This is a genomic window from Clostridium sp. OS1-26, assembly GCF_030915445.1.
Taxonomy (GTDB): Bacteria; Bacillota; Clostridia; order Clostridiales; family Clostridiaceae; genus Clostridium_AM.
The window spans coordinates 2,120,246-2,142,261 of record NZ_CP133264.1; the positions used below are offsets into that span (position 1 = coordinate 2,120,246).

Genomic DNA, 22,016 nt, shown 5'->3' on the forward strand with positions numbered 1-22,016 from the left:
ACTACTTGTTAGTAGTCAAAAACAACAGTAATGAGCATTCAAACTTTTAAATTGAGAGTTTGATCCTGGCTCAGGACGAACGCTGGCGGCGTGCCTAACACATGCAAGTCGAGCGATGAAGCCCTTCGGGGTGGATTAGCGGCGGACGGGTGAGTAACACGTGGGTAACCTGCCTCAAAGAGGGGGATAGCCTCCCGAAAGGGAGATTAATACCGCATAACATTAGTTTTTCGCATGGAGAACTAATTAAAGGAGTAATCCGCTTTGAGATGGACCCGCGGCGCATTAGCTAGTTGGTGAGGTAAAGGCTCACCAAGGCGACGATGCGTAGCCGACCTGAGAGGGTGATCGGCCACATTGGAACTGAGACACGGTCCAGACTCCTACGGGAGGCAGCAGTGGGGAATATTGCACAATGGGCGAAAGCCTGATGCAGCAACGCCGCGTGAGTGATGAAGGCCTTCGGGTTGTAAAGCTCTGTCTTTTGGGACGATAATGACGGTACCAAAGGAGGAAGCCACGGCTAACTACGTGCCAGCAGCCGCGGTAATACGTAGGTGGCGAGCGTTGTCCGGATTTACTGGGCGTAAAGGATGCGTAGGCGGATTTTTAAGTGAGATGTGAAATACCCGGGCTTAACTTGGGTGCTGCATTTCAAACTGGAAGTCTAGAGTGCGGGAGAGGAGAGTGGAATTCCTAGTGTAGCGGTGAAATGCGTAGAGATTAGGAAGAACACCAGTGGCGAAGGCGACTCTCTGGACCGTAACTGACGCTGAGGCATGAAAGCGTGGGTAGCAAACAGGATTAGATACCCTGGTAGTCCACGCCGTAAACGATGAGTACTAGGTGTAGGAGGTATCGACCCCTTCTGTGCCGCAGTTAACACAATAAGTACTCCGCCTGGGAAGTACGATCGCAAGATTAAAACTCAAAGGAATTGACGGGGGCCCGCACAAGCAGCGGAGCATGTGGTTTAATTCGAAGCAACGCGAAGAACCTTACCTAGACTTGACATCTCCTGAATTACTCGTAATGGAGGAAGCCCTTCGGGGCAGGAAGACAGGTGGTGCATGGTTGTCGTCAGCTCGTGTCGTGAGATGTTAGGTTAAGTCCTGCAACGAGCGCAACCCTTATCATTAGTTGCTACCATTAAGTTGAGCACTCTAGTGAGACTGCCCGGGTTAACCGGGAGGAAGGTGGGGATGACGTCAAATCATCATGCCCCTTATGTCTAGGGCTACACACGTGCTACAATGGGTAATACAAAGAGAAGCAATACAGTGATGTGGAGCAAAACTATAAAATTACCCTCAGTTCGGATTGTAGGCTGAAACTCGCCTACATGAAGCTGGAGTTGCTAGTAATCGCGAATCAGCATGTCGCGGTGAATACGTTCCCGGGCCTTGTACACACCGCCCGTCACACCATGAGAGCTGGCAACACCCGAAGTCCGTAGTCTAACCGTAAGGAAGACGCGGCCGAAGGTGGGGTTAGTGATTGGGGTGAAGTCGTAACAAGGTAGCCGTAGGAGAACCTGCGGCTGGATCACCTCCTTTCTAAGGAGTCGACAAGATAGGTAATTCTATCTTGAAGGTTTGTTTACACTCTGTTTAATTTTGAAGGATCATAGTATTCTTCAATTGTTCTTTGAAAATTGCACAGTGATATATAAATAAAAGTAAAGCTAAAGGTAAAACTACTTATTATATAAGTAATGAACTTTTGTAGATTTTTAAGTTTCATGAGTAGAACTAGATTTTATGAATGAAACCAAGAAAATTGATAGAAGCGAGCAAATCGAGGAAAGACCCGAGCGAGGAGCGGAGTTTACTGACTGGTAAATGAGCACCACAGGGAGGGACTTGACGAAGGGCTGCGAAGCTTATAGCAATTTTCGATTAAATGGTCAAGCTACAAAGGGCGCATGGTGAATGCCTTGGCACCAGTAGTCGAAGAAGGACGTGATAAGCTGCGATAAGCTTCGGGTAGGCGCAAATAGCCTGTGATCCGAAGATTTCCGAATGGGGCAACCCACACTACTAACGTAGTGTACTGTAAACTGAATTCATAGGTTTATAGGGATATACCCGGGGAACTGAAACATCTAAGTACCCGGAGGAAGAGAAAGAAAAATCGATTTCCTGAGTAGCGGCGAGCGAAAGGGAAAGAGCCCAAACCAGGAACTTGTTCCTGGGGTTGCGGACAGATCATAAACGGAGAGGTATCTTAATTGAAGAGAGCTGGAAGGCTCCGCCGTAGAAGGTAACAGCCCTGTAAGTGAAAAGAGAAGACTCTAGATCTGCTCCAGAGTACCACGAGACACGTGAAACCTTGTGGGAAGCAGGGAGGACCACCTCCCAAGGCTAAATACTAACTGGTGACCGATAGTGAAGCAGTACCGTGAGGGAAAGGTGAAAAGAACCCCGGGAGGGGAGTGAAATAGAACCTGAAACCGTGTGTCCACAACCGGTCAAAGCACTTTTACGTGCGATGACGTGCTTTTTGTAGAACGAGCCAGCGAGTTACGATATGTAGCAAGGTTAAGCACTTAAGGTGCGCAGCCGAAGGGAAACCGAGTCTGAATAGGGCAATAAGTTGCATGTCGTAGACCCGAAACCGGGTGACCTATCCATGGACAGGTTGAAGCGGAAGTAAAATTCCGTGGAGGACCGAACCACGTTGGTGTTGAAAAACCATGGGATGAGCTGTGGATAGCGGAGAAATTCCAATCGAACTCGGAGATAGCTGGTTCTCCTCGAAATAGCTTTAGGGCTAGCGTTGAGAATGAGTAATGGAGGTAGAGCACTGAATGGGCTAGGGGCTGACAACAGTTACTGAACCCTATCAAACTCCGAATGCCATATACTTGAATCTCAGCAGTCAGACTACGAATGATAAGATCCGTGGTCAAAAGGGAAACAGCCCAGATCATCAGCTAAGGTCCCAAAGTGTAAGTTAAGTGGAAAAGGATGTGGGATTTCTAAGACAACTAGGATGTTGGCTTAGAAGCAGCCACTCATTCAAAGAGTGCGTAATAGCTCACTAGTCGAGAGATCCTGCGCCGAAGATGTCCGGGGCTAAAACTTACCACCGAAGCTATGGGCTCGAAAGAGCGGTAGAGGAGCTTCCTGTATGGATTGAAGTCGTACCGAAAGGAGCGGTGGACTGTACAGGAGTGAGTATGCTGGCATAAGTAGCGAGAAATAAGTGAGAATCTTATTGGTCGAAAACCTAAGGTTTCCTGAGGAAGGCTCGTCCGCTCAGGGTTAGTCGGGACCTAAGCCGAGGCCGAAAGGCGTAGGTGATGGACAATCGGTTGATATTCCGATACCGCCAACTGACGTTATTACAAATGGGATGACGCAGGAGGATAAGATGTGCGCACTATTGGATGTGCGTCTAAGCACTTAGACAGACTAGACAGGCAAATCCGTTTAGTCAATGTTGAGGTGTGATGGGGAGCCCTTTCGGGCGAAGTATCTGATTCCACGCTGCCAAGAAAAGTCTCTATGGAGGAAGTTGGTGCCCGTACCGCAAACCGACACAGGTAGGTGAGGAGAGAATCCTAAGACCAGCGGAAGAATTGTTGTCAAGGAACTCGGCAAATTGACCCCGTAAGTTAGCGATAAGGGGTGCCTACGCAAGTAGGTCGCAGAGAATAGGCCCAAGCAACTGTTTAGCAAAAACACAGGTCTCTGCTAAAGCGAAAGCTGATGTATAGGGGCTGACGCCTGCCCGGTGCTGGAAGGTTAAGGGGAACACTTAGCGCAAGCGAAGGTGTGAACTTAAGCCCCAGTAAACGGCGGCCGTAACTATAACGGTCCTAAGGTAGCGAAATTCCTTGTCGGGTAAGTTCCGACCCGCACGAATGGCGTAATGACTTGGGCACTGTCTCGACAACAAATCCGGCGAAATTGTAGTGCAAGTGAAGATGCTTGCTACCCGCGATTGGACGGAAAGACCCCGTAGAGCTTTACTGTAGCTTAGCATTGAGTTTCGGTATTGTCTGTACAGGATAGGTGGGAGACTGAGAAGTAAGGGCGTCAGCTCTTATGGAGTCATCCTTGGGATACCACCCTGACAGTACTGGGATTCTAACCGGCGGCCATGAATCTGGTCACGGGACATTGTTAGGTGGGCAGTTTGACTGGGGCGGTCGCCTCCTAAAAAGTAACGGAGGCGCCCAAAGGTTCCCTCAGAACGGTTGGAAATCGTTCGTAGAGTGCAAAGGCAGAAGGGAGCCTGACTGCGACACATACAAGTGGAGCAGGGACGAAAGTCGGGCTTAGTGATCCGGTGGTTCCTCGTGGGAGGGCCATCGCTCAACGGATAAAAGCTACCTCGGGGATAACAGGCTGATCTCCCCCAAGAGTCCACATCGACGGGGAGGTTTGGCACCTCGATGTCGGCTCGTCGCATCCTGGGGCTGAAGTAGGTCCCAAGGGTTGGGCTGTTCGCCCATTAAAGCGGCACGCGAGCTGGGTTCAGAACGTCGTGAGACAGTTCGGTCCCTATCCGTCGCGGGCGTAGGAAATTTGAGAGGAGCTGTCCTTAGTACGAGAGGACCGGGATGGACTGACCTCTGGTGCACCAGTTGTTCCGCCAGGAGCACAGCTGGGTAGCTATGTCGGGACGGGATAAACGCTGAAAGCATCTAAGCGTGAAGCCCACCTCAAGATTAGATTTCCCATAGCGTAAGCTAGTAAGACCCCTTGAAGAACACAAGGTTGATAGGTCAGAGGTGTAAGCATGGTAACATGTTCAGCTGACTGATACTAATAGGTCGAGGGCTTGACCAAATATAATTCACTGTGCAATTTTCAGAGAACAAGTATTTCTGAAAGCAAAAAGTAATAACTAAAAATTGATAGAAGCGAGTAGTACAAGGAAGCGACTGAACGAGGAACAGAGTTTACTGATCTGTAAATGAGTACCGCAGGGAGGGAGCTGACGCAGTAATACGAAGCTTACAGCAATTTTTGAAGATCTGGTGGTAATGACGTGAAGGTAACACCCGTTCCCATTCCGAACACGACGGTTAAGCTTCATAGTGCCAATGGTACTGCAGGGGAGACCCTGTGGAAGAGTAGGTCGTCGCCAGGTAATATGAAAGACACTAAGCAAATGCTTGGTGTTTTTTTATTTTTGTATAAAGCCCAGAGCTGTGGTTCTCACACTTATTCTTAAGCTTTCTTCAATATAGTTGAGGAATTTAAAATGAATTTAGAAGCTTTATGTAGTGATCCTTTAGAGGTAGATGAAAAATACCCTGCAACATTAGAATGTTTTACTTTTAGTAGTAACGAATATAACGTAAATAGTATGTTGTATATTGCACAAGGTGAAGGGCCTCATGCGACAATAATACTGCTTCATGGATTTCCTGGACATGAAAAAAACATTGATCTTGCTCAAATTTTCAGAAGAGCTGGGTATAATGTAATGATTTTTCATTATAGAGGAAGTTGGGGGAGTGAAGGTACATATTCTATAAGCAATGTTCTTGAGGATGCAGAAGCTGCTATTGATTTCTTGAGATCTGAAAAATGTAAAAAATCATATAGGGTTGATTCAGAAGAAATAATTTTGATCGGCCACAGTGTTGGTGGATTTACAGCATTAATGACCGCCGCAAATCATCCTGAAATAAGAGTAGTAGCTTCTCTTGCAGGTTTTAATATTGGAGTTTATGGCGATATGATTTTCGGAAGCAATAAGTTAATAAAAGATGCTGCTGCGCAGTGGGAGGATTCAATTCCACCACTTAAAGGGATCACAGCAGAAGAATTTTTAGTAGATGTAGTAGAGAATAGAAAAAGGTGGAATCTAAGAAATATAGCAGAAAAATTAAAATCCCATTCAATTTTAATGGTTGCTGGAAGCAGAGATGATGTGTCAACTATAAATGAACATCATGGATCATTAGTAGATACTCTTCAAAAACATGAGATCAATGATTTAAAAAACATAGTTTTGAACGCGGATCATTCTTTTTCAGATAAGAGAATAGGTCTTGGGAAAATAGTATTAAGCTGGCTTTTAGAGCAAAGGGGAAAAAAGTGCTAATCTAAGATATATGCGACATATTCACCTGACCTAGTTTTTTACATATTAGTAAAGTTAAATATTTTTAGTGTTTATTAACGAGTTATTGTAGATGTTTGGTAAAGCCATATCTGATATAATGAATACAAGAAATAATTAACTTTAAATTTATATTTTGTAAACAAGAAGTTTAATAACTAAGTTCAAATGACTTAAAGCATGTAAAAGGCGGTGAAAGTATGGATAAAAGGAAAAAGATTAGATTAAAAGAGAGAAAAGGCATAACTTTTATAGCTATAGTATGCTTATTTTCAACCATCATAGTAGCTTTTAGTACAGTTAAGTTCATGAACTTTATGAAGGATAAAGAAAAAGCAGAGTATTCTAATACTAAAGCACAAGAAGCTAAAAACGTAAGTACTGAGGGTAATAAGGAAAGCAAGAATCTTAAAGAATCTAATTCTAGTATAGAGATTTTATTAAGTAGTGCTGGAGATTGCACCATTGGAACTGATCCGAGATTTGATGAGGATACATCTCTTCCAACCATGGTTAGAAGACATAATAATGATTACTCATATTTATTTAAAAACGCTGTTCCAATCTTCGAAAAAGATGACATAACTATAGTAAATTTAGAAACTACTTTTACTAATGCCAAAACTAGAGCTGACAAAACATTTACCTTTAAAGCTCAGCCAGAGTTTGCAAAAGCTTTAAATTTGGGATCTATTGAAGGCGTAAATATATCCAATAATCATATATATGATTTTTTAGACAAAGGTTTTGACGATACCATAGAAACTCTTAAGCAATACAATATTAACTATTTTGGTGAGGGTAATAAGTGGATAAAAGAAGTAAAAGGAGTTAAGTTTGGATTTTTAGGCTACCAAGGCTGGAATAATAGTAATAAGTTTATGAATAAATTAAAACAAGATATAGAAGAACTGAAAAGTCAGGGGTGCATTGTAGTGATTAATTTCCATTGGGGGGAAGAAGGCAGATACTATCCTAATTCTATTCAAAAAAGTATTGCTTATTACGCTGTTGATCAAGGAGCAGATTTAATAATTGGTCATCACCCACATGTTGTTCAGGGATTAGAGAAGTATAAAGATAAAATTATATGTTATAGTCTAGGTAATTTTTGTTTTGGAGGAAATTCTAATCCTTCAGATAAAGATACCTTTGTGCTTCAAGCTAAATTTTCTTTTAATAATAATAAATTTATAAAATATGATGTAAGAGCTATTCCATTTAGTGTTTCCTCAGTAAAATATACCAATGATTATTGCCCAACGCCTCTAAGTGGGGATGATAAAGAAAGAGTATTAAAGAAAATTAATAATATATCCACAGATTTAGGATTTAAGATAACGGATTCATTTAACTAAAGGTACACGGTATAATATTTATAGGCAATAAGATAAGAGTGGAGTTCAAAACGACAAATGTAAGTTCCAGAAATTAAAATACGTAAGAATCAAAAGAATGAGAATCCTGATATGGTGGGGATTCTCATTTTATTGCTTAAATTACACCTTAAACCCAGAAGTTATTTTACTTAATGTTTTTGCCATTTCTGATAGGCTCTCTGTAGTTTTTTCTATTTCGATCATAGTACCTGTAAGTGGTGCTGTACATGAGAAAAAAGCATGAGGACCTTAAAAAATGTGCCTCATGCTTCTTTTTTATTATAAATTTATGTTTACTTACTATTCTTAAAGTAATTCATTTCACACTGAAAATCTAAAAGTTGAAGATTCTGTTCCTGAATAATATCAATTACTAGCTCTGAATAAATTTGTTGTCCATCGCTATTTTCTACAGTGCTGTATCCGGCTTTTTCTATAGCATTTGCCTGATCTATATAATGTGTGGCTTGAAAAACTCCACTTTGTTTATATCTTTTATTATTTTTTAGGAACTCTCCGTAATCCTTTATGGAATCCTGTTTGCTATTATATACGCGAAATTCATCTACAATCTTTTGATTATAATACTCTGAGGTATTCATTTTGATTTTTTTTCCCTTCCAACTAGTATCTGCCTTTATTCCAAACAAATTGTTTGCTTTTGTGCTTAATTCTGACTTTCCCCATCCACTTTCTAAAATAGCTTGGGCAATTGTCACAGAAGGAAGAACCCCATACTTATTGTATATTTCAGCAGCCTCAGGATATAGCTCCTGGATAAATTGCTGCATGGAAGCATTCTTTAAATTGTTCTTTAGAGTTCCCGTATATTTTAAATCTTCTATATAGGTATATACTCTTTCTTTTTGCTTTTTATCAAAAGATAATTTCTCCAGTACGACATCTAGATCAACTAATCTGTAGTTACTATTTCTAACCTTATTGCTTGTACTATTTTTTTCTAAAAACATAGCAGCTAATTCATTTGTATTGCTGTTAGTTATCTTGGAAAAATCATTCTTATATCTAATTCCATCAATAGCTGCTAGGTACTTCCAATTAACTTGAAGTTTCCCTTTGCTTGTGCTATCAGCAACTTGTATATAAAATTTTGTATTTAATCCGCTTAAATTAATATGCTTGTTTTTTGATGTGAGATGTATAAAAGTTCCTAGGATAATAGGTAAACTAAGTAATAAAACTATCATAATTGTAATTTTTTTCTTTAAATTAATCATTTTTTCTTCTGTTCATCTCCTAATCTAGAAGACACTCCATTCATATTATTTTTAGTAATCATCTTTTATTTTTCAATCTTAATTATACATCAAATAATTTTTTCTTTCAGCTTTAATTTTTTAGAAATTAATAAAAAATATTTTGTATTATTTGCTAAAAACGCTATTGATTTCTATAGAAGATGATACTATAATTTAATACATGTTAATATTTAATATATATTAAATATTAACATGTATTAATATTAAATTTGTACGAAATATTTAATTATGAATAAACACTATTGTGAGGAGGATAAAGATGAAAATAACTGAAATATCAGTAAGAAGGCCAGCAGCAATGTGGATGGTAGTAATCTTACTAATTGCACTTGGTGTTTTTGGTTATACAAAAATGGGTGCAAACTTACTACCTTCTATGAATAATCCCATTATAACAGTAAGCACAGTATATAGTGGTGCTAGTGCTGAAGACATTAAAAAGGATATAGTAAAACCCATTGAAGATGCAGTATCAGGAATAAGTGGTCTTGACACTATTAATTCTTCAGCAAAAGAAGGTTATGGTACTGTTACAATAACCTTTAAATCCACAGCCAATTTGGACACTGCATATCTGGATGTTCAAAAAGCAATTGAAAATGCTTCAGCAAAACTTCCTAAAGATGCTAATAAGCCTACTATATTTAAGATGGATACCAATGCTATACCAGTTTTGGCAGTTTCTCTAAATGGAAATGTCAGCTATGATGAACTCTATAATGAATCTGACATTTTAAAACAGAAACTAGAGAAACTACCTGGCGTTGGAAAAATAGACTTAATGGGTGCTGATAAAAAGGAACTAACAATAAAGCTTGATAAAACTGCTATGGAGTATTATGGCATAAGTATTAATACTGTAATGGGCAAATTAAACTCAGTTAACCTAAATGTACCTGCTGGTGAAATTAAGCAGGACAATCTAGATCAATCCGTCAGGGTTATTGGGCAATTTCACAGCATAGATGATGCTAAAAATATGTTAGTACCTACATCAAACGGTGGTGCCGTACGTTTAGATGAAATCTCCAAAATAAGTTTAGAGGCTCCTACAGCAACTACACAGATAAGATTTAATGGTAATAAAACTATGGCAGTTATTGTTGGAAAACAAAGTGATGCAAATGTAGTAGAAGTAGCAAATAGTGTAAAAAAGGAATTAGAATCAATTAAAAAGAATATTCCAAGTGAAATTAAAGTTGATATCGCTTTTGATACTACTACCTTTATTACTTCTTCATTAAAACAAGTACAACATAATCTTATAGAAGGAATTATAACTACTGCAGTTGTGCTTTACTTATTTTTCCGTAGTTTCCGTTCTTCTTTAGTTGTTTTAGTTGCTATACCTACATCCCTTATAGCTACTTTCTTTATGATGTATAAACTTAACTTTACGCTTAATATGTTGTCTCTTATGGGACTATCTTTAGTTGTAGGTACACTGGTAGACGATTCTATCGTTGTAATAGAAAGTATTCAAAGGCACTTAGGTTTGGGTAAGAATCCTATAACTGCAGCAATTGATGGCCGTGATGAAGTTGGAATGGCTGCTGTAGCTATAAGTCTTTGTGACATAGTTGTATTTGCTCCTATTTCTCTTATGTCTGGTATGATAGGACAGTTATTTAAAGAATTTGGACTTACAATAGTTGTAGCTACAGTATTTTCGCTTTTAGTATCATTTACAATTACACCAATGCTTTCATCACGTATACTAAAGAGAGAAAATAAAGAAAAGGAAGTTAAAAAAGATGGCTTTTTTAGCAAAGTTCTAGAAAAATATAAAAGCGTTCTCCTATGGTCTTTAGAACATAGAAAAAAAGTTTTATCCGCTGTTATTATCTGTATTATACTTAGTGTCGCTCTTATTCCAATGGGAATATTAAAATCTGAGTTTATACCTACAGCTGACCAGAACAGTTTTACCATTGACCTTTCACTTACTCCAGGTTCGACGCTAAAGCAAACAGATGAAAAAATTACTCAAGTTGAAAAATATTTAAAGGATATGAAAGAAGTAAAAAGTTACTTTTCAATGGTTGGATCAAACGGTCAAGGAAGTGCGGATAAGGCTACAGGCGAAATTATGGTTAATTTAGTTCCTAAAAATGAACGTAAAAAAAGTCAATCTCAGCTTGCAGCACAAGTTCGTGACTTTGGTAAAAAGATGACTGGAGTGGATTTTACTGTAACAGAATCTCAATCTGGCGGTGGAAGCAGTAAACCTGTTTCTATTAGTATTAAAGGAGATAACTATGAGACCTTAGAAGCTTTATCAAAAGAAGTTGAGAAGGTAGTAAGAACAGTTCCAGGGGTCATTGATGTAAGCAACTCTTCTAATATAAAAAGCAGTGAACTAAGAGTAAACATAGATAGTCTAGCAGCTGCGCAATATGGTATTGCTACATCTGATATAGGAAGCTCCGTCAGAACTGCTTTAGCAGGCACTAAAACGGGAGTGTATAGGGCAAATAATGAAGAAAATGATATAACACTTAAGTTTATGGATGGTCAGATAAGAAGTGCTGAAGATATTAAAGCTATGAAAATTTCAAATCAATCCGGGCAACAGATACCGTTAAGCCAAGTTGCCACAGTTGTAAAAGCAGACAGTCAACCATCACTATCTAGAGAAGATAAACAGGATGTTGTCACTATAGGAGCAAATCTACAAGGTAGAGTTCTTGGAGAAGTAACTAATGATATAAAATCTAAATTAAAATCTCTATCTTTACCTACAGGCTATAGCATAAGCTATGGTGGGACTCAAAAGAATATGGCAGAATCCTTTAATTCTCTTGGATTAGCCTTAGGAGCTTCATTATGTCTTGTTTATATGATCCTAGTAATACTTTATGAATCCTTCTTAACTCCAGCTATAAGAATGGTATCTCTGCCTTGTGCTTTAATAGGTGCCTTTGGTTTACTAGCATTAACAGGACAAACTTTAAACCTAATGTCAATGATTGGCTTAATAATGCTTGAAGGATTATCATCTAAAAATGGTACTTTATTAATAGACTATACAAATACATTAATGAAAAGAGGAATGAATTTAAAAGATGCCCTTATTGAGTCTGGTGTCACTAGATTAAGGCCTATAATTATGACAAGTGCAACGATGATAGTTTCAATGCTTCCTGTTGCATTATCTATGGGTGAAGGAAGTGAAATGAAACAAAGTATGGCTATAGTAATAATTGGTGGTATGGTAGCATCAACTATACTTTCGCCAATAGTAATACCTGTAGTTTATACGTTGATGGATGACCTAACTAGATTTGTATTTAAGAAAAAAAGAAATGCCAAGGGGGTTACGCAGTATGAAGGTTAACGTTTTAAATAAAAAGAACTTAATAATCGGTGTAGTCTTAATACTTATTGTCATTGGCTGTGCTTCTATTTTTGGCAAAAACAAAAAAGTAGAGGGAAAGCAAGAAGTTAAAAATGTAAAAGTGGAAAAAGTAGCTGTTGGTTCAATATCTACTGAAGTAGAATATGCTAGTAAATTAAGTCCTGTACAGGAGATACAAATTTTTCCTAAGTTAGGTGGAAAAGTCGCTGGCGTAAATGTAGATATAGGAGATAAGGTTACAGCAGGACAAACATTATTTACACTGGACACAGCGGAGTTACAAGCGCAGCTGCAGGCTCAACAAGCAGCTTTAGATGCATCAAACGCTAACCTAGAGAGAACAAGTGATTCGGGGCTAGCACAACAAATATCTCAAGCTGAGCAAGCAGTAAGTAAAATAAGAATTCAATATAATAACATAAAAGATAATTATGAAAAACTTCAGAAGCTATATGCAGCAGGAGCTATATCTAAAAAAGAGTTAGATGATATGAAAGCACAATATGATTCAGCTTCCGTAGATTTAAATACGGCTGAGGAAAATTTAAATCTTTTACAAGGGAAAATAGGGCCACAATCTACAAAAGCTGCAGCAGCTCAGGTATCTCAAGCACAGGCAGGAGTAAATGCTGCACAAGTTCAATTAAATAATGCTACTGTTACCTCACCTATTTCTGGAGTAGTGTCTGCTAAGGATGTTAAAGTAGGCCAACTTGCTAGTGGTCAATCTGGGTCAGTTACCATAATTGATTCAAGTAGCTTTGTAGCAGACATAAATGTGCCAGATAAAATTATTGGAAAGATTCAAATTGGGCAATCAGTACAAGTAAGTATAAATGCATTAGGGGATAAAAAAGTATCTGGAGTAATAGATAAAATTAGCCCAAATTCTAATTCCAAAGACAATTCTTATCTTGTAAAAGTAAAAATTGATAACTCAAATGATGAGTTAAAAGCTGGTATGTTTGCTAAAGTATCTTTACCAGCTGAAAGTAAGGATAATATTTTAACGGTTCCAAATGAGGCAATTAAGATGGAGAATAACGTGAACTATCTTTATGTAGCTGATAACGGGAAGGTTAAAAAAGTATCTATTAACATTGGTATTTCTAATAACAAGGTTACAGAGGTAGCTGGGAACATAAAAGAAGGCATAGATGTAATTATCGAGGGACAGAATCTATTAAGTAATGGAGATAAGATTAACGTAATTAAATAACCTTTCAATTATTAAAATAAAGATATGATGTTTTTTAATAAAATGCGTTGGTCCTACTTTTGAAGAATCAGCGCATTTTAAACTAAAACTTTAGGAGGAAAGCATATGTGCAAGAACCCTGTGGATATGTTAGCCGAAAAACTACTTACTTTTATTCCAATAATGACTAAAAAAATTATAAGACTTGATATGCAAGCTAATAAAATACTACCTGTAAATCAATTAGTTGTGCTAGGAATCCTCGATGATGAAGGAATACTATCTATTTCGGAAATATGTAAGAAGGTTTATGTTTCTAAACCTCAAATGACAATTATTATAGATAATTTAGTAAAGAAAGGTCTTGTTTATAGGGTTTATGGCAAAGAGGATAGACGGATAATAAATATTGATCTTACTGAAGAAGGTAAGGAGTATCTTAGAAGCTTATTAGAAATGTTTAAGGAAAATTTGAGTCATAAGCTAATAGCGCTATCAAGGGGAGATCTTGTAAAATTGTTAAATTCGATAGAGATTATGGAAAGCATATTAAGGCAACTTGAATAAGAGTATACATTTTTTAATAACTGTAAAATAATAAATTGGTATAACAGTTATCTTACAACTATGTATCTATAATCTTATATATCAATGTTGCCTAGTTTTTCATAAATGGAAGCTAAAGATTCTAACTCATTAGGTTCTAAATGAGTTAGATATTTTCTTAATGTTTCACGACATTTTTTATCAAATCTATCTATTAATTCTTGCCCTTCATTAGTTATATCTACCAGTACAGCTCTTCGATCATTATCATCATGGCGGCGATATACTAATCCGTTGTTAGCTAATCTATCAATCATTGTAGTGATAGCACTTGGTTTAACTCCCATTATTTCAGCTAAATATGTAACCTTGCATGATCCTTTTCTATAAAGTAACTCTAATACATGAAATTGAGCTTCAGTTACACCGAACTCTGATAGATCCCTAAGGCTATCAGCAATTTTTATAGTAGTATTCCATAATGCATTTTGTGCACGAGAAACGTAATCATCTTTACTTGTCATAGGTATTTCCCCCTTTTGGGTACATAGTATCATTTACTTTGAATAATATAATGAAGTGGATAAAAAGTCAAATTATTTTCTAATATATTTATCTGATTCTTGAAGTTATGCTATTAAAATAGTACAGAAAAGCATGCAGCTTATAATTAGAATATTATTAAAGCCGCATGCTTTTAAAATTTATATCTATTTTTCAAGTATATCCTTAAGCTCCATCAAATTAGAAATCTCATAAGTAGGTTTTATTTCAGTCTTATTTACAATTTTATTAGGATTAAACCAGCAGGTATCTATGCCAGAATTTATTCCGCCTTGTATATCAGAGGTTAAACTATCTCCTACTATCAGCACCTTGCTTTTGTCAGTATGCTTTATATTGTTTAAGGCATGTTCAAATATTTTAGGATCTGGCTTTGCCACATCAACCTCCTCAGATACTACTACATCCTCAAAATATTTTGCTATAATAGATTTTCTTATTCTCTTATCCTGAACTTCCTTAAGGCCATTAGTAACTATAAGTAAGCCTATAATCTTTATGAAGGCTTTCTACAAGGTCTATACTATCATCATATAAAAAGGAAGCATTAGCTAAATGCTTCATATATGATTTTGCAAATTCTACCTCATCAAAGCCAGCATTTAAGCTATCTGATAATCTTTTAAATCTTTCAACCTTTAATTTTTCTTGAGTAATAAGTCCTTCCTCAAATTCTTTCCATATAGCTGTATTTATACCTTGATATATTTTTAAATGATGATTTTCATCATATTCGATATCGAATTCAAGTATAGCATTTTTAAACGCATCTCTTTCAGATTTCTTAAAATCAAATAAAGTCTCATCTGCATCAAATATTATAATCTCGTATTTCATAATAATTCCTCCCAATATAGTTAACTTTCCTAATTATAACATACATACTTTTTAGGAAAAAATCTTAGACTGTTGAATAATTCAACGCTCTTAAACATTCTCACTTAATTTAAGCTTTTCTTGTGAATACCTAGCATCAACTTTTGCATTTATTATAAGTCCTATAAGAAATAGTACCCCTCCAATCATCTTACCTTTAGAAAAAATACCTAAGTATATATAATCTATAATTGCACTTGTAAGCATTTGACCTATAAAGCGGAGTATAACTACATATACTGCTGGTACTTTAGGAACTATAATGTTAAACAAATAAGTTGTTAAAACTCCTATAATACCTCCTAAAAAATACGGTAGGGGAACAGCCACCATAGATGAATAAGACGGTATAGATCTCATCATAAAAGCACACAGCATAATAGAAGATATGGTAGCCATTAAATAGTTTATAAAAACCCCATTTATCATACCTTCATTTTGAGCAAGCTTTCCATTTAACATCATATTTATAACTATTGTTATTCCAGTTAGAAATGATAAGAATATATACAACATTTTTTCTCCTTTCATTCGGGAAACTGGGTAGGCTAGGCGATTCCCATGGGCTAGTTTACCCGTTAAAGTCCATTTAAGACTTTAATCTCCTTACATAGCAATCATAAATATTATTCCAAGTGAAATTATTGAAAGCCCTAACATTTTTTCTTTCTTTATCTTATTGGCCGGCATCCCAAACAATCCCCAATGTTCTACAAAACTAGACATTACTAGTTGTCCAAACAACCCTACTCCTACAGCAAGTGTTACACCTATTTTAGGTATAGATATATTGTTTAAAAGTATAGTTATAACACTTAGTATGCCTGGCATTAAAAATATAAGTGGTATTTCTTTTAAATTTGAAAGCCTATTTTTCTTCATTATTGATATAAATGTGATCAATAATAATCCTAGTACGTGATATATTAACGTGCTCATATAAGGCCCAGTTATACTGGCTAACATTCCGTTAAAAAAAACCATTATGGCAAGTATAACACCATTTATGAGAGCTAAATTTTTATACATATATTAATTCCTCCTAAGATTTACAATGCTATATAAATAAAATATAATATTTATATAAGTTTGCACATGACATATGTCATGTGAAGGAGGATTTATGAAGAAAATTTCAGACAATAATCTTTTAAACCATTATATTGTTAAGCATAATATAGGAAATATACTTGATAAAGATATATTAAGGCATGCACAACTTCATTTTTATGAAAAAGAGGAATATATATTAGAAGCAGAGTCTAATCTTGAGTACTACTATTTGCTTGTAGATGGGAAAATCAAAATTTCATACCTTTTTGAAAACGGTAAATCAATGCTTTTAAAGTTCTATAAAGATTTTAATACTATAGGAGACTTGGAGCTTTTAAAGAACATTCCTATACTCTGCAACATTGATGCTGTAGAAGATAGTTATTTAATAGCATTACCTTCAGATATACTTAGAAAAAAATATTTAGATAATATAAAGTTTTTACACCATTTAATAGACTCTTTAAGCGAAAAACTTTATGCAACTATTAATAATAGTTCATACAACTTCGTATATCCGCTTATAAATAGATTATCTAGCTATTTAGTTGAGCATATAACAGATAAAAACTACATAGTTTTAAATTCATCATTCCTAGAAATAGCTCAATTCTTAGGAACAACCTATAGGCACTTAAATAGAACTTTTAAAGAGCTTGAATCAAAGTCAATTATAAAATGCAAGGATAAAATAATATACATATTAGACGAGGGTCGACTTCGAGAACTATCTAAAAACGTATATATAAAATCCCTGTAGTAGAAATATAGCAAAGCATGTGGTTTATAACAAAATGTTATATAAGTATCACATGCTTTTTTATATTACAAGTTTATATTAACTTATTTGAGTTAAGTATATAGTAAAGGATGTGCCTTTTCCCAATTCACTATTTACTTCAATTCTCCCGTTATGGGCATCTATTATAGATTTAACTATGGAAAGGCCTAATCCATAACCTCCATACTTACGAGACCTGTGAGCTTCGCTTCTGAAAAATCTATCAAATATTTCATTTAGATGTTCCTTAGGGATACCCGTTCCGTTATCCTCTATCTTTAGAACTGTAAAGTTATCTGAATTAATTTTTATAGAATTTGTACTAATGATAATGACTCCACTTTTTTCATCAGTATGATGTACAGCATTTTGCACCAAGTTAAGAATCACTTGTTTTATCTGATTTCTATTAGCATTGACTAATAAATTGTTTTCTAACTGTAAATCAATCTTTCTATCAGAGGCAAGTATTTGAAGTTGAGGATAAACTTCTTCAATAATATTTTCAATATCTTCTACATCCATTTCAATAGGAACTTTTTTTTCTAATTTAACTAAAAATAATAAATCATTAACTAACTTAGTGAGACGCTCACTCTCAATCAAAATACTATTTAGTGCTAAGTTTAGCTGCTTTTCGTTTTTGGCAGCACCACGTAGCAAGACTTCTACAAAGCCATGAATTGAAGTAAGAGGTGTTCTTAATTCATGAGAAGCATCAGAAATAAATTGCCTCATTTTTTCTTTAATATATTGTTCTTTTTCAAAAGAAGTTTCTATTCGTCCAAGCATGGTATTAAAGGCTGTTGATAATCTATCAATTTCTAGCTGGCCAGTTTCTAACGGTAACCGCATATTTAATTGTTCCACATCAATCTTAGCAACCGTATTAGTGACATTATGCAGCGGCTTTAGGGTATACTTAAAAACAGTTCCGCCAACAATAATACCTACAATTAATACTAAAATTGAAGCTCCAATAAATATATATATTTGACGGAAAAGTATGTCTTGTACAGGTTTTGCTGAAATACTAATTTGAATTAAGCCTGAGGGTGAATTAAGGTCTCCAATTTTACGCCAAGCAACTATTTGCAAATTTTTATTTTCATCTCTAACCAATCTATATCCCTCTAATGTTCCATGCTGATGAAGTAGTTTCATATAATCATTTTGAGATAACTGAGGGATAGGCAGAGGGAGAGGAATAGGAAGAGGAGCAGGAACTCCAATTTCCCCTGTATTTTCATGAGCTCCGACACCACCATGTTTCTTCAAATTTTCCACTTTAGTAGTGCCTGCTATACGATTTCCATGCCTATCTATAATTGCTACACTCATATTGACATCAATCATCTTTTCTATGATGTCAGGCGCATTTTTCACAACAGCTTCTGGTGTTTGTATTTGTTGTAAGTTAGGTATTTCAACATTATGAAAGCGAGCGTCTAATACCTGCTCCTTACTATTATATAAATACTGTTTTAAAGTCATATATTGATATGTTTCCATTATTACTAATAAAAGCATTAATATTAAAAAAAATCGAGATAATAGCTTCCATTGCAGACTCCTAGTGTTCGGGAAGATTTGTTTTTTCATTATACTACCACCTTATAGCCAACTCCACGTACAGTGCGGATAATATTATGGTCTTTATCTCTAATTTTATCCCGTAAATATCTTATATATACCTCAACGATATTAACATCACCATTAAAATCGAAGCCCCAAACCTTTTCAAGAATTGTAGACTTGCTTAAAACTAATCCATTATTAATCAGCAAATATTTGAGTAGGTTATACTCGGTAGGGGTAAGCTCTAAATGTTTTCCTTGAAAAGAGATCTCATGAGCACCATCATCTATATTAAAGCCTCCAACATTAATAATGGTAGTTAGGTCAGGAAAACTATTACGTAATCTAGCATTGATTCGAGCTAATAATTCCTTGAAACTAAAAGGTTTTACCATATAATCATCTGCACCTAAGTTTAAGCCCTTTACACGATCATCTATGTCATCTCGGGCTGTAAGCATAATAATTGATGTCTTTATAGATCTTTTTATCTCGGAGCACACCTCATAGCCGTTAATTCCTGGCAGCATAATATCTAGTATAACTATGTGTGGGTTTAATTCTCTTGCAAGAGAAATAGCTTCATTTCCATCAAATGCAGTATGCACAGTAAATCCTTCTGCTTCTAATCCCATTTTAATAAATTCAACTATACTTTCTTCATCATCAACAATAAGAATATTAATTTGTTTCTCAATTAATGAGGCCATAAAACTATCTCCTTTTTATATCTATTATATACTTCGATATACTTATTTATTTTAATTGTTTTAATTACAAACAATTAAAACATAAAGAGATGTTGAAAATCAACAAGAATTTTTATATTCAAAGCTTTTAAAAGAGGATTCATTTAAACTTCCAAAGGCGCAAATTTATTTTAAATTGACACTAGTTATATAAGACAAATAAAAAAACTATTTGACAAAATGATACGATTAAGGTTATTATGGATACATTAAGTCCTTAATTGAAGATGATTCAAACATTATGAAATTTTCAAGAGCTACAAATTATGCTCTTCACACGATGCTTTTTCTTGCAATGGACACGCCAAATAAGCTTGTTGGTGTACAAGAGTTAGCAGAAAAACAAAAAATATCTGCAACGTACTTGTCCAAAATATTGACTAAGTTGGTTAAGGAAGGAATGATTAACTCTTCTTCAGGTGCCAACGGAGGTTATTCGCTTAGTCAAAATTGCGAAGATATTTCATTCTTGGACATCATACATGCTATTGAAGGTAAATCATCTTTATTTGATTGCTGTTTAGATTCTCCTTCAGAATGTGTTATAAAAAAAATAATGCTTTCGGCAGAGAAAAAAATGGAGGAAGAGTTAAAGAATCAGAGAATATCAGATCTTGTTAAGAAAATACCTGTGGATTTATAATCCACTCTTATTTTTAAATAAATTAGAGATATAAAGAGTCTTTTAAGTCTTTCAATCATAGTTTTAAATTGATATGGATAATTATCAAATTTAATTGGGCTAAATATTTTCCATCAATTCTAAATATAAAACAGTATTATAGAAAAAGTCTATTCATCTGTCTCTATTGTGATAGGTGGAATTGAAAGACTGATTCTTGATTGTTATTTTAGAAAATAATTTTAATCCTAATCATTACAATTAAAAAGTAAACGGAGGTAAATTTATGCAAATTACACTTTATTTAATTATGGGAATAATTATAGGAATGTTTTTCCCTATTCAGGCATCTATAAGTGCTCGTTTAAGCTCTTATTCAAAAACACCTTTAACAGCTTCATTCATCGCATTTTCTTTAGGAACGGTGATACTACTCATTATAAATTTAATAGTAGATCCTAGAGGAATCAGTGTTGGGATTGATTTTTCATATCCATTGTATGTTTTTATCGGTGGAGCAATAGCTGGTATTGGCTTTCATGTGACTAATATCATTCTTTTTTCAAAACTTGGTGCTTCAGTTACAACGATAGTAACTGTAACTGGGCAAATGATTCTAGGAATTCTAATCGATAACTTTGGATGGTTTGGTGTACCAGCTAATCCTATTAGTATTACTAGAACAATAGGGACTATCATTATGATTTTAGCTATTTCATTGGTTCAACCTAAAAAGAAAAAAGATTTAGCTATGCCGTCAGAAGAAGTGAAAAAGGATAGTAAAATTAGTTGGATAATTTTGGGTGTTTTAGCTGGTTTTTTACCACCATTGCAAACCGCTATTAATGGAAAACTTCGCGTTGCAACGGGCTCTCTTTTAGGAGCTACTTTTATTTCTTTTTTGTTGGCGCGATTATCTTGCTTATTTTGATATTGATTACTCAACGTCGCTTAGAGTTTCCTTTGTATGACACTCAAAAAAATCGTATTCCTGTTTGGGTATATATGGCAGGTATATTTGGCATATTTATTGTAACAGGTAACATTGTCTTGTTACCTGTACTTGGATCGGTTCTAACTACTATGATTTTTCTATTGGGACAAATGGTTATGGCATTAACAATTGATCAGTTTGGAATGTTTAATTTACCAAAAAGAAAAATTGATCGTAGAAGAATTGCTGCTATAGTATTGACGATTATTGGAATAACATTTGTTAAGTTCTTGTAATCTTCTATGTCAGATTAGGCGCGTATTCAATATATTTCAAAAAACTACAAAAGCATAAGTTTTATCGTATGAATAAAACTTCCTTTTCACCTCTAGCTCCTACCATTATTAGCCTTTGTAGAAAGTCAGGATAGATTTTTTGCTAAAAGTAGACAAGTGAAAGAAATAAGTGGTGTTGTTGATATAAAATATAATTTAATTATAAATTAACGCTTGAGGTATTCAGCAAGCGATTAATAATACTAAATTTTAAAGGAGTGTAAATCATAATGGGTGATTTCGAAAAAATGAGTGTTCCTGAATTGGAAAAAAAACTTGCAAAACTTAAAGAATATCTTGAGGATATAGAAGAAGAAAGAAGACTTGTACTAGGTCAGAAAGGTATTCATTTATCTAGTTGTACAGTAAGAAAATATGAAGCAGAGATAGAAGAAATAAATCAACGCATTAATGAGTTAGAAGAATTATTACAGAAAAAACACTAATTACTATTTTATATCAAATACTAACATTCTAGTTATAAAAACATCGTATTATTTAAAATTAAATTTTACGGTGTTTTTGCGTCGCATTTCAAATAAGAAGTTCATTTTAATCCTATAATCAAACTTTGTGCAGCCATAATAAGCTTGTCCAAAGCAAAATATAATGGGTGCCATCCCAAACCCCTGGAGTATTCCGCTAGTTCCGCTCCTGCACAAGAGTGGACATGATTCCA

General features: G+C 35.3%; 14 protein-coding genes, 3 rRNA genes and 2 pseudogenes. 12 read left to right on the forward strand and 7 right to left on the reverse strand.

The genetic code is table 11. From position 1 onward, the window contains the following. Positions 1-47: 47 nt before the first annotated feature. The 5 genes from RCG18_RS10425 (at position 48) to RCG18_RS10445 (ending at position 7,442) form a co-directional block, all read left to right on the forward strand. Positions 48-1,556 (forward strand): 16S ribosomal RNA (locus RCG18_RS10425). 348 nt (positions 1,557-1,904) lie between these two features. Next, positions 1,905-4,799, forward strand: a 23S ribosomal RNA gene (locus tag RCG18_RS10430). 187 nt (positions 4,800-4,986) lie between these two features. Next, a 5S ribosomal RNA gene (gene rrf, locus RCG18_RS10435) occupies positions 4,987-5,103 on the forward strand. Together the 16S, 23S and 5S rRNA genes form the textbook arrangement of a ribosomal RNA operon. A gap of 114 nt (positions 5,104-5,217) precedes the next feature. Beyond that, positions 5,218-6,066 carry an alpha/beta fold hydrolase gene (locus RCG18_RS10440; protein ID WP_308041231.1) on the forward strand — a complete coding sequence of 283 codons (849 nt, stop codon included), beginning with the start codon at positions 5,218-5,220 and terminating at the stop codon, positions 6,064-6,066. Positions 6,067-6,284: 218 nt separating this feature from the next. Then, positions 6,285-7,442 (forward strand): CapA family protein, encoded by a 1,158-nt coding sequence (locus RCG18_RS10445; protein ID WP_308041232.1) that lies wholly within the window; start codon positions 6,285-6,287, stop codon positions 7,440-7,442. A gap of 314 nt (positions 7,443-7,756) precedes the next feature. Here the strand turns inward: RCG18_RS10445 and RCG18_RS10450 are convergent, their stop codons facing one another. After that, positions 7,757-8,671 carry a glucosaminidase domain-containing protein gene (locus RCG18_RS10450; RefSeq protein WP_308041233.1) on the reverse strand — a complete coding sequence of 305 codons (915 nt, stop codon included), beginning with the start codon at positions 8,669-8,671 and terminating at the stop codon, positions 7,757-7,759. 331 nt (positions 8,672-9,002) lie between these two features. Here RCG18_RS10450 and RCG18_RS10455 point away from each other — a divergent pair, with 331 nt between their 5' ends. The 3 genes from RCG18_RS10455 to RCG18_RS10465 all read left to right on the forward strand — a co-directional run bounded on the left by RCG18_RS10455 (position 9,003) and on the right by RCG18_RS10465 (position 13,866). Continuing rightward, positions 9,003-12,080 carry an efflux RND transporter permease subunit gene (locus tag RCG18_RS10455; RefSeq protein WP_308041234.1) on the forward strand — a complete coding sequence of 1,026 codons (3,078 nt, stop codon included), beginning with the start codon at positions 9,003-9,005 and terminating at the stop codon, positions 12,078-12,080. Next, positions 12,070-13,320: an efflux RND transporter periplasmic adaptor subunit gene (locus RCG18_RS10460; protein ID WP_308041235.1), complete on the forward strand. Its 1,251-nt coding sequence runs from the start codon at positions 12,070-12,072 to the stop codon at positions 13,318-13,320. The genes RCG18_RS10455 and RCG18_RS10460 overlap by 11 nt, the downstream gene beginning before the upstream one ends. A gap of 105 nt (positions 13,321-13,425) precedes the next feature. After that, entirely contained in the window at positions 13,426-13,866 is a 441-nt protein-coding gene (locus RCG18_RS10465; protein ID WP_308041236.1) for a MarR family transcriptional regulator, read from the forward strand. A 74-nt stretch (positions 13,867-13,940) separates the two neighbouring features. Here the strand turns inward: RCG18_RS10465 and RCG18_RS10470 are convergent, their stop codons facing one another. The 4 genes and pseudogenes from RCG18_RS10470 to RCG18_RS10485 form a co-directional block, all read right to left on the reverse strand. Further along, a complete protein-coding gene (locus tag RCG18_RS10470; RefSeq protein ID WP_308041237.1) occupies positions 13,941-14,369 on the reverse strand; it encodes a MarR family transcriptional regulator in 429 nt (142 codons plus the stop codon). Between the two features lie 186 nt (positions 14,370-14,555). Further along, positions 14,556-15,246 (reverse strand): annotated as a pseudogene (locus RCG18_RS10475) (YjjG family noncanonical pyrimidine nucleotidase). 90 nt (positions 15,247-15,336) lie between these two features. Continuing rightward, complete coding sequence (locus RCG18_RS10480) at positions 15,337-15,801, reverse strand: DMT family transporter (protein WP_308041238.1); 465 nt, start codon at positions 15,799-15,801, stop codon at positions 15,337-15,339. A 90-nt stretch (positions 15,802-15,891) separates the two neighbouring features. Beyond that, entirely contained in the window at positions 15,892-16,314 is a 423-nt protein-coding gene (locus RCG18_RS10485) for a DMT family transporter (RefSeq protein WP_308041239.1), read from the reverse strand. 94 nt (positions 16,315-16,408) lie between these two features. Here RCG18_RS10485 and RCG18_RS10490 point away from each other — a divergent pair, with 94 nt between their 5' ends. Beyond that, the gene (locus RCG18_RS10490; protein WP_308041240.1) at positions 16,409-17,098 is read left to right on the forward strand and encodes a cyclic nucleotide-binding domain-containing protein; all 690 of its coding nucleotides are present in this window, start codon (positions 16,409-16,411) and stop codon (positions 17,096-17,098) included. Positions 17,099-17,176: 78 nt separating this feature from the next. Here the strand turns inward: RCG18_RS10490 and RCG18_RS10495 are convergent, their stop codons facing one another. Both RCG18_RS10495 and RCG18_RS10500 read right to left on the reverse strand, forming a co-directional pair. Further along, positions 17,177-18,721: a HAMP domain-containing sensor histidine kinase gene (locus RCG18_RS10495; protein WP_308041241.1), complete on the reverse strand. Its 1,545-nt coding sequence runs from the start codon at positions 18,719-18,721 to the stop codon at positions 17,177-17,179. Continuing rightward, the gene (locus tag RCG18_RS10500; RefSeq protein WP_308041242.1) at positions 18,721-19,407 is read right to left on the reverse strand and encodes a response regulator transcription factor; all 687 of its coding nucleotides are present in this window, start codon (positions 19,405-19,407) and stop codon (positions 18,721-18,723) included. The genes RCG18_RS10495 and RCG18_RS10500 overlap by 1 nt, the downstream gene beginning before the upstream one ends. 280 nt (positions 19,408-19,687) lie before the next feature. Here RCG18_RS10500 and RCG18_RS10505 point away from each other — a divergent pair, with 280 nt between their 5' ends. The 3 genes and pseudogenes from RCG18_RS10505 (at position 19,688) to RCG18_RS10515 (ending at position 21,783) form a co-directional block, all read left to right on the forward strand. Next, a complete protein-coding gene (locus RCG18_RS10505) occupies positions 19,688-20,089 on the forward strand; it encodes an RrF2 family transcriptional regulator (RefSeq protein WP_308041243.1) in 402 nt (133 codons plus the stop codon). A 307-nt stretch (positions 20,090-20,396) separates the two neighbouring features. Then, positions 20,397-21,298 (forward strand): annotated as a pseudogene (locus RCG18_RS10510) (DMT family transporter). Between the two features lie 269 nt (positions 21,299-21,567). Next, positions 21,568-21,783, forward strand: a complete 216-nt coding sequence (locus tag RCG18_RS10515) for a hypothetical protein (protein ID WP_308041244.1) — start codon at positions 21,568-21,570, stop codon at positions 21,781-21,783. The last annotated feature ends 233 nt before the right edge of the window (positions 21,784-22,016 follow it).